This is a genomic window from Collinsella aerofaciens, from assembly GCF_040926265.1.
Classification (GTDB): domain Bacteria; phylum Actinomycetota; class Coriobacteriia; order Coriobacteriales; family Coriobacteriaceae; genus Collinsella; species Collinsella aerofaciens_BB.
Genome location: NZ_JBCOIL010000029.1, coordinates 21,974 through 30,540, shown reverse-complemented (window position 1 = coordinate 30,540; position 8,567 = coordinate 21,974). Strand labels below are relative to the sequence as shown.

At 56.5% G+C, this 8,567-nt stretch carries 7 protein-coding genes; 4 read left to right on the top strand and 3 right to left on the bottom strand.

The features are described from left to right. The 3 genes from AB5767_RS08625 to AB5767_RS08615 form a co-directional block, all read left to right on the top strand. A partial coding sequence (locus AB5767_RS08625; protein WP_368137023.1) for a hypothetical protein occupies positions 1-229 on the top strand: 229 nt, incomplete at its 5' end. A gap of 402 nt (positions 230-631) precedes the next feature. Continuing rightward, on the top strand, positions 632-790 hold the full coding sequence (locus AB5767_RS08620; protein ID WP_082421961.1) for a ribbon-helix-helix domain-containing protein: 159 nt from the start codon (positions 632-634) through the stop codon (positions 788-790). 188 nt (positions 791-978) lie between these two features. Further along, a complete protein-coding gene (locus tag AB5767_RS08615) occupies positions 979-1,578 on the top strand; it encodes a hypothetical protein (protein ID WP_368132549.1) in 600 nt (199 codons plus the stop codon). A gap of 1,134 nt (positions 1,579-2,712) precedes the next feature. On the opposite strand, the gene AB5767_RS08610 is transcribed toward AB5767_RS08615, so the two are convergent. Both AB5767_RS08610 and AB5767_RS08605 read right to left on the bottom strand, forming a co-directional pair. Continuing rightward, positions 2,713-3,012 carry a ribbon-helix-helix protein, CopG family gene (locus AB5767_RS08610; protein WP_217108483.1) on the bottom strand — a complete coding sequence of 100 codons (300 nt, stop codon included), beginning with the start codon at positions 3,010-3,012 and terminating at the stop codon, positions 2,713-2,715. After that, the gene (locus tag AB5767_RS08605; RefSeq protein WP_055287551.1) at positions 3,013-3,564 is read right to left on the bottom strand and encodes a nucleotide-binding protein; all 552 of its coding nucleotides are present in this window, start codon (positions 3,562-3,564) and stop codon (positions 3,013-3,015) included. A 716-nt stretch (positions 3,565-4,280) separates the two neighbouring features. Here AB5767_RS08605 and AB5767_RS08600 point away from each other — a divergent pair. After that, on the top strand, positions 4,281-4,520 hold the full coding sequence (locus AB5767_RS08600) for a hypothetical protein (RefSeq protein ID WP_368132548.1): 240 nt from the start codon (positions 4,281-4,283) through the stop codon (positions 4,518-4,520). A 680-nt stretch (positions 4,521-5,200) separates the two neighbouring features. On the opposite strand, the gene AB5767_RS08595 is transcribed toward AB5767_RS08600, so the two are convergent. Then, on the bottom strand, positions 5,201-8,557 hold the full coding sequence (locus AB5767_RS08595) for a coiled-coil domain-containing protein (protein WP_368132908.1): 3,357 nt from the start codon (positions 8,555-8,557) through the stop codon (positions 5,201-5,203). Positions 8,558-8,567: the final 10 nt, after the last annotated feature.

Genomic DNA, 8,567 nt, shown 5'->3' with positions numbered 1-8,567 from the left:
TGTTGTCAGCTACAACCTGAATCAACAAAGCCAAACTCACTCAGCGACTTCGGCCAAACAAGGAATCAATCTCTTCGTAATAATGATAATTCTGCAAATTGCGACTGTGTTGATTATCGCCCTGACCGCAACAAACGTTTTGAAGTATGAGTTCGGATTCATCGTGAGCTGTCTCATGGCAATTGCCGCGGGTATAGCGGTTTCGTATACGACACCGGCAAAGAAGTAGCTCAACTAACAGGGCCTATTTGGAATCCGAATCATCCATGGAGCCGTCGATGCCGGTTTTGGTGTTGTCCTATAAGCCCCGATCAATTCATACTCCTCATCCTTGCCGAATTGCGAGTATGGCAGAATCGGCACTGGATGGCAGCGCGCTAGGCCGTGTCCGCGGAGTTACCCCCTGTTTTTATCGTAACAGTTGATTCTAGGGACGTTTCACTGTGCCCCTTTTGGCAATTTCCTGTGTCCTTTTTGGAAACTCGAGCGCCTATCTGACCGATGGGAAAGATTTAGCGAATTTAGGTGTACCACTTTGTGTTAGTTTGTATTTTAGACAGTATTTGTGATACGCTTTGTTTCAATCAGTAGTGGTACGATTTCGCTTGTTCAACGAAGGAGGTAATTGTCTATGGCAGTGGCCGAGGAGAAGAAAAGAATCCAGGTTACTCTGCCTCTCGAAATTTGGCGTGATCTCGATGACTACGCGAAGAGTCGCGGTGTAGCTAAGTCGTCTATGGCGGCGATCGCTATCGCCGAGTTTTTGGAGCGTGTTAAAGAGCAAAAATAGATATGAAAAAAGCCCCCTAACCGCCAAGTAAGAAGGGCTTCTTTCATGTTCAAATGTGGCTTTCTGGCCTGTTACCTGCAATCCTAGCACACGTATGCTTCGATTTGGGCCCCTATGTTGAAGTACTACCAAAATACTATGGCATCACTTCGGCTGATGGCTAGATAGCCTCAACGAGAGGCTAGTTTATGGATACCAAAAATTTAAAACCGGATGTGGGCGGTGGCTATCCGTGGGACACGGATAGCCACCCGTCCGGTCCCGCAAACCCGTCTGGAATGGGGACGGCGTCCGATTTCGCGAATCAGGCCGTCACAGATGCCGCTATGGCCAATAGTGAGAGTCGCCGCGAGGTACTTCGCCGGGCATCGGATGAATCGTCCCGTGTCGCCCACATGGTGCAGGATATGGTCAGCGAGAAGGTCGCGATCATCAAGCCGCCATGGATGCTCGAGCTCGGTCTGCCTAGGCTCGACACCGATATTATGGGGCGGATTTGGTCGTTCCAGCGCAAGGACGTCTACAAATCAACCTGCTACATCAGCCTTGCCACCATGGCGGCTGACGTCAAGTCGGATCGCTCGAATGTTAAAAAGAGAATCGACAAGCTTGTCGAACTCGGTCTTTTGATTAAGTCGCCGCGCGGGAATAACAAATCGGTTGAGTACCGGCTCGATATGACGGCGATCGCTAAGCGCAGACTCGAAGTCGAGGAGGGCAAGAAAAAGCAACGTGCTGAGAATTCGGCGAAACGCAAAGCTCAGTGGGACGCAAAGCATTCTGCCTAGTTTGAAGGGCTATGGGTTCATACAACCCATAGCCCTATTTCTTTTCCTTACAAACTATGGGTTAAACCAACCTACAGTCTAACTATGGGTTGGTTTAACCCATAGTTAGACGAAAAATAATTTTATTGATAGGGGGGTAAATAACGGTTCTTCAGCAAGTCTATCGGTTAGGACAACCCATAGACTTGCTCACAGGGATCGCGGATGCTTTTCTGTGACGGTAGAGCTATGGGTTGAAAGAACCCATAGAAAATTTAAGCCACTTTTCCGGCTATGGGTTAATTCAACCCATAGAAAGCGATCGGAAAACGCCAAAAAGTACCGAAATAGTTATTTCAACCCATAGTTTGAGCCTGTGTTAACCTAGGCCAACTTATCAACTATGGGTTGTCTCACGAGACTATGGGTTGAAATAACCCATGCCGACTATGGGTTCAGTTAACCCATGCACTATGGGTTGAAATAACCACAACTATGGGTTGAAATAACCACAACTATGGGTTCATACAACCCACCAAGTCTGACTAGAGTGAATTAGATTCACTTAGTCTGAGCTCAAGAGGGAAACAGAGAAATCCACCAGAAAGCATTTAATAATCGAACGATATACAAACAAGAAAAGCCATCGTCCTTGCCCTCCGCTCACTGCGTTCGCTCCGCGTCACTACCGCTCCTTGGCGCTCGCTACGCTCGCCCTCCGGTCGGCTACGGCTCCCTGCGCGTCGGCTACGCCTCCTTGCCCTCCGTTCGGCTATGCCTCACTCCGCGTCGCCTTCGGCTCCTTGGCATGGCTTTCGGCCAAAAGTGTGGGGGCTAACGCCCCAGCTCCCCGACTACGTCGCTGTCAGCCCTCAGCGCCGGCGTCGCCTTCGGCTCCCCGGGCGAACTAATCCCACTTAGTTGCAAGCCCTACAATTCGGCAATGACGCCGAATCCGTTTTCCGGTTGATCTGGATACCGACATCTGGTCAACCTCACTTCAATTACCGGCAGGGAACTACAGAATCGAAAATAAGACGTCCTATCGGTGAGGTTCGACCGTTTTCTCACTGATAGATAAAACGGGGTCTTAAATCGGCTCTCAGTGGCCAAGGTAAAAGAAAAACGGGCACCTTTCGGTGCCCGCTAACTCAACTAGAACTCTTTTTCGGCCAGATAGCGATCGAAAAGCTCCCGAGCGATATCCGATACGGACTTGTCCTCCTCGAGCGCCACTTGCTTCAAACGTTTTCGGTAACTCTCCGGAACGTACACGGACAGCTGAACAAGCCTCTCAGATGCCCCTTCAGCGCCCTTTTTGGGGCGCCCGGCTTTCCGCACCTGAGGAGCCGGTTTCTGGGGCTCAGATGCGCTTTCAACGATTTTCTGCTGCCTCTCCTCGGCCTTCTCCGCTGCGACGTCGAAGTATGAGGTCGCCTTTTTGAACTTTGCCATTTACAGCACCTCTTCCAGCTCGTTCAGGATGTTTTCAATCGCCTGGGCGGCTTTGCCGTTTTTCGCGATCTCGTATACGGGCTTGCCCAGGGCCGCGCCCTGTTTGAATGCCGCCGCGGTCGGAACAGTGCCCAGCACGGGAAGGTCATCGGCCTCAAGAAGCTCGAGGAATTGTCTATCCACGGTCTGGTTCGCCGCGAAGTTGTTGACGATGATTGCGAACGACAAGTCAGGATTGGCCTCGGTGATGACCTTGATCGTGCGTTTCATGGGCTTCAGGCCCAGCGTGCCGGGCTGCACCGGGATGATTGCGATATCCGCATTCTTGGCATACTCGGCGGTGTCGTCGCTCAGGAAACCCGGCGTGTCGATGACATTCACGGCGTCCTCGTCGTCGAGCAGGTTCTTCTCGTGGTTCGCGCCGCCCTGAGGGTCGAGATTGCCGAATCCGACTTTGTGGCCGCGGCGCTCGAGACCCCAGGCGATCTCGTCGGCGAATGTCGTCTTGCCGACGCCGCCCTTCTGATTGACTAGCAGGATGTTCGTCGCCATGTCCTCCCCTTTCTGAAATAGCATAGTCATATATTAGCACATTAACATGTGACTACATTAAGTAATTCTAAGTCGCAGTTAGAAATATATGAGCATGTTAAGTAATTAGTATAGTACTACGTTACCGTGCTCATGACTGTGGGTTGGTTTAACCTATAGTCATGCTAAAGTTGCCAAAAGGGGCACAAAGGCCAATACGTTTGCGCAGTGCCGGCACAGCGACCTAGCATCGCATGCACCGGCGGAATCATCGCAGGCCTGCAAGGAGAGCATATCCACGGGCTCGTGGTCGCCGGAGACCTCGTGATGCAGCACGCGCCGGGCGGCGACTGGAAGCGCGTCGATTGGGGTGCACTTGCTGCCTGGCTCGGCAGATACGGCTACAAGGTGCTGATTGCGAGACGGAGGCCCTTCCGACCGCCGACGCGGCGAGGCGATTACGCGAGTGGGAACGCAAGGGTAAAAATGCATCGCCACTGAATCAGCGAGCCAGTATTCTTTAGTGTTAGATGATGGATATTGAAATTAATTAGCGAGATAATGTGCATATCTCATAATGTATGCGTTTCACCATGAGAGAGGGGTCTGTCATGAGCTGGAAACCGAGAAAATGCGTTATCGCCGGTCTCGTGACAACCGGTCCTGGCAGCGGCTTGTTTGCAACCGCAAGGGCATCGTACCGACTTTTCACTTGCCTGTTCTAAAAGGAAGTTGCCATGCTGTCGCAAAATCAATCGAGATACTTGGTCACAATCGGCTTTACCCTGCTCGCATCACTCTTTGCTAGCGACCTTTTGCTGAAACCGCCCAAGGAACTCGTTTTGCTTGCCATAGACTGCATTTCCGCCCTTTACTTTACGGCAACCCTATTCGTCGGACTAAAGGAGAGGAAAAAAGGCGCAGTCGCCGCATCCGCCGTATGCTTGATCATAGCCATTGCATCATTCTTTATCTGACACATTGGTGATTTAGGGGCGATATCGTAGGAATACGACCGGGAGAGTCGGGACCATAGGCTCCGGTAAGAACCTTCGCCATGCCCCGCGCATCGACCCCGATGATTTCCCCGCCGGACGTCCTGTCGGCCATGGCTCGAGCTCTAATACATGAGGTCCCAGCTTGTAATACGTGAACATATGACTACATTAACATGGTCATGTATTACCGAGCGTTATATGCTCCGCCGGATCCGCCCATCTGTTATCTTGGGGGCGACAGCCTCTTGCAAGGAGGCAGCCATGCTCCAGAGTGTCTTTTGATCCGATGGTCAGATCCATCTTGAGAGCCAGGTCAGCAGTCAACGTTTCGACCGCTGAGAACATGAGTACCGTCATCGGCAAGGATGGCGTGGAGACGGAGATTCAGGTGGGGCAGATGCGCCAAACACTGGGCAAGCCTGGCTTCGCTTGGCTGTTTAATAAGCACTAACGGTTGAGTTATTGCAGCATAATCGCAGTTGTAAATAGGTGACCATATGACCATGCTAACATGTGCACACAGTCATATGGTCACAGTTGCAGATCGGTTTAATCTGTGGCCCTTAAGCTGAAGCTGCCTCAACGAATCGTGGCTGGCGAAACAAAAAAGGGAATCCCTTTTGTGGGATTCCCCTTTCCGAGTCGTTATGCGATTTGTCCTACATCTGCTCGCGGCGCTTCTTTTGATCGAGGAAGACGCCGGCTGCCACGAGGACGGTACCGCCGATGACGAACGTCTCGCCGATGAGTCCCGCGCGGTCACCGGTCTGGGCGAGTCTGCCGGGCTGGGCGGTATCCGTGCCGGCGAGGTGCTTCGGGGTGTATGCCGCCTGCTGCTTTGCGACCTCCTCTGCCTCCTGTCGTGCGATCTCATCGGAAAGCTTCTGCTCCGCTGCGATGCGGTCGGACTTCGCCTGCTCGTAGGCGGCGAGTGCCGCATCATAGCCGGACTGGAGCCCGTCCACCGCGGCCTGCTTCTCGTCCAGGATAGCCTTGGCGGGCGCGACCTTGGCACGTGCCTCGACTGCTGCGGCGAAAAGCGCGTTGAGGGCGTCATCCGCGTTCACATCATGGCCGGAAGCGATCGCCGCGCCGGCATCGATGGAGTTCAGCTTCGACAGCTTGGCGTCTGCCTGCGCCTTCGCCTGCTCGGCGGCGGAGACCAGGGACTCGGCGGCGATGGTATCCGCCTTCGCGGAATCGAGGGCGGCCTTGGTGTCATTGACGGTCTTTACTGCATCCTGCTCGCGCTGCTGTGCCTCTGCGAGCTTCGCGGCAAGACCGGTGAGGATGTCGAGGTTCGACTGTGCGTCAACGAGATCGGTCTGGGAGCCGGTAAGCCTGTCGGCGGCAACGCCGGTATCGGCCTTTGCGGCATCGACGGCACGCTGGGCATCCGCGAGGGCGCGTGCGGTGGCGTCCGCCTTTTGCTCGGCGGCGGCGAGGACGGTCGCCTTCTCGGTCTGATCGGCTGCCGCCGCGTCATGGACGCTCTTTGCTGTATCGAGCGCCTTCTTGGCGTCGGCGACGTCCTGGAAGAACTTCGCGAGGTCGGCGTTCGCATCGTCCACGCCCTGCTGCTTGGATGCGGTGTTCGCCTTGGCGGAGTCCAGTTTGGACTGTGCGGTCGTTACAGCTGCGTTGGCAGCATCGAGGGTATTCTTTTTCTGCTGGACGGTCGACTTTGCCGTATCGACTGCCGCGTTGGCGACATCGAGGTCCGATTTCGCCGCATCAAGCTCGGCCTGGGCATCCGTGACGCCCTGTTGTTTTGCTGCGATATCGCGCCCTGTCACGTCCACGGCCTCCTGCGCATCGGCGACGCCCTGCTTTGCGGCATCGACACCTGCCTGTGCGGAATCCACCGCGACCTGCTTCTGCTGGACGGTTGCGGCGGCGCCGGCGGCTGCCTGCTTCTTGGATGCGAGATCGGCCTTGGCTGCGTCGAGTGCGCTCTTGGCGTTCTTGAGGCCGTTGATATAGGAGGTCAGCTTCTGCTCGTACTCGTCGACGGAGATGGGGTTCATGTTCCAACCGGAGCCGGACCAGCCGGAGATCTCTGCGGTGTAGCACTGCGTCTGAAGCCCGGACATGGTGCCCTTGGTGCAGGTTGCCATTCCCATAACGGCGAGTTCGGGATTGATGATGTTCATGTAATGGCCGACGGTGCCGCTACTGCCGTTCTCCCAGTGGCAGTTGTCTGCAATCCAATGGTTGATTGCAACACCGTTCTTTGCATAGAAATCATAGGCATCCTTGCCGACAAGACCGGTGACTCCATAAAGGGCCTCCGTTGCCTTGTCGAAAAAGCCCTTCTCCTGCTCGATCCACTGCCCACTCGGATCGATTCCGTAATTCCATGCCAGGTTTTCGGCAAAATCATATTGACGGGCATGATCGAGCACGGTGTCGCTGTAGTTGGCATCTGCGATCGCACCGGCGATGAGCTTGTAGGTGACATGGAGCTCGGACAGGCCGACCGACTTGCGGTAGTCGTTGACGGACTTCATCCACCTGATCGCATTGAGCATATTGTCAAGAGACGTGGCGTCCTTGGAGTTGCCGACTTCGGTCTTTCCGGCATATTTGGCGTTCAGAATGATGTTGGCTGCATCTTCGGCACCCATGGCACGGAAGAAGCCGATGGCTCCCTGCTTGAGCTGCGCGTCGGCGGAATCGAGTTTCGCCTGGGCCTCGTCGACCTTCTGCTGCGCGGCGTTTACGGCGGCGTCTGCGGTATCCTTTGCGGCCTTGGCGTTCGCGAGCTCTACATCGGCGGCTGCCTTGGCGGACTCAGCGTCCTTGACAGCCTGCTTCGCTGCATCCAGCTTGGCGACGGCGTCGGCATTCGCCTGCTTGGCCGCATCGAGGCCGGCGTTCGCGGCATCGAGTGCGGACTGGGCGGCGTTCACACCGGATTCGGCATCGGCCGCGGCCTGCTGCTTCGCGGAGAGGGACGCCTGGGCATCATTCAGGTCGGCCTGTGCCGTTGCCGCAGCGGACTGTACCTGCTCGAGCTCGGACTCGCACTGGGACTGTGTCGCTTGTGCGGCAGCGAGGGCTGCCTCCGCGTCCGCGACCTTCTGTTTTGCCGCATCGTACTCCGGGCCGCTCGCGCCTGCCTCCGCTGCGGCGAGGTCTGCTTTCGCCTTCTCGTAGGCGGCGCTGGCGGCTGCGGCCTTCGCATCCGCCGCGTCCTTGTTCTGCTTGGCTGCAGCGAGGACGGAATCGGCGGAATCCTTTGCAGACTGGGCCGCAACCAGCTTGGACTGGGCATCGGCAAGCGTCGCGTTGGCGTTGGCGAGATTGGCCTGTGCCCTGTCCACGGCAGCCTGGGCGTCGCGCACGGCCTGCTCGGCGGCACTGATTGCCTCCGGGGTGGCGCTTACGGCATCTGCCTTGGCTTTATCGAGGGCATCCTGAGCGTCCTGGGCCGCCTTGATGGCGGACTGGTACGCTTCGTCCTTCTCGGATGCATCCGCCTTGGCGTCTGCGAGACCCGCCTTCGCCTGTTCGAGGTCCTTGCCGGCGGCATCGGCGGCGTCCTTGCCCTCCGCGACCTGACGGGCGTACTCGTCCATTGCCGCTCGGTCGGCTGCCGTGCCGGCGCTGACCGCCGAATCGTAGGATGCCTTGGCCTGGTCGCGGGCGGAAGCCGCCTCGTTGTAGGGACCGGCGGCCTCATCGTAGGATGCCTTGGCGGCGTCCTCCTTCGCCTTCGCCTCGTCGACTGCCTTCTGCAGGTCCGCGATGGTCTGTGCGGCGGATTTCGCGCCGGTACCGGATGCCGCGCCGGCGTGGGCGGCGATCGGCGACATCACGGCGGGGTGCTGCGTGGTCCCGTCACCGGTCTGGGCGAATGCCGTGAACGGTGAGATGAGGCTCGATCCGGTCATGGCGGCCATGGTCGCCGCGGTGACGGTCAGACGCGCGATCCCCTTCGGAGTGTGAATCTTTTTGTTTGGCAGTGCGGCGAAGTGATCGCCGCCGGCAGCGAAATGCTTTCCCTGAGTCATTGTGCTGTTC

What these genes read in the sequence shown, in the direction of transcription:
- AB5767_RS08620 (WP_082421961.1), top strand. Translation starts at nt 632, where the DNA reads ATGGCAGTGGCCGAGGAGAAGAAAAGAATCCAGGTTACTCTGCCTCTC.
- AB5767_RS08615 (WP_368132549.1), top strand. Translation starts at nt 979, where the DNA reads ATGGATACCAAAAATTTAAAACCGGATGTGGGCGGTGGCTATCCGTGG.
- AB5767_RS08610 (WP_217108483.1), bottom strand. Translation starts at nt 3,012, where the DNA reads ATGGCAAAGTTCAAAAAGGCGACCTCATACTTCGACGTCGCAGCGGAG.
- AB5767_RS08605 (WP_055287551.1), bottom strand. Translation starts at nt 3,564, where the DNA reads ATGGCGACGAACATCCTGCTAGTCAATCAGAAGGGCGGCGTCGGCAAG.
- AB5767_RS08600 (WP_368132548.1), top strand. Translation starts at nt 4,281, where the DNA reads ATGCTGTCGCAAAATCAATCGAGATACTTGGTCACAATCGGCTTTACC.
- AB5767_RS08595 (WP_368132908.1), bottom strand. Translation starts at nt 8,557, where the DNA reads ATGACTCAGGGAAAGCATTTCGCTGCCGGCGGCGATCACTTCGCCGCA.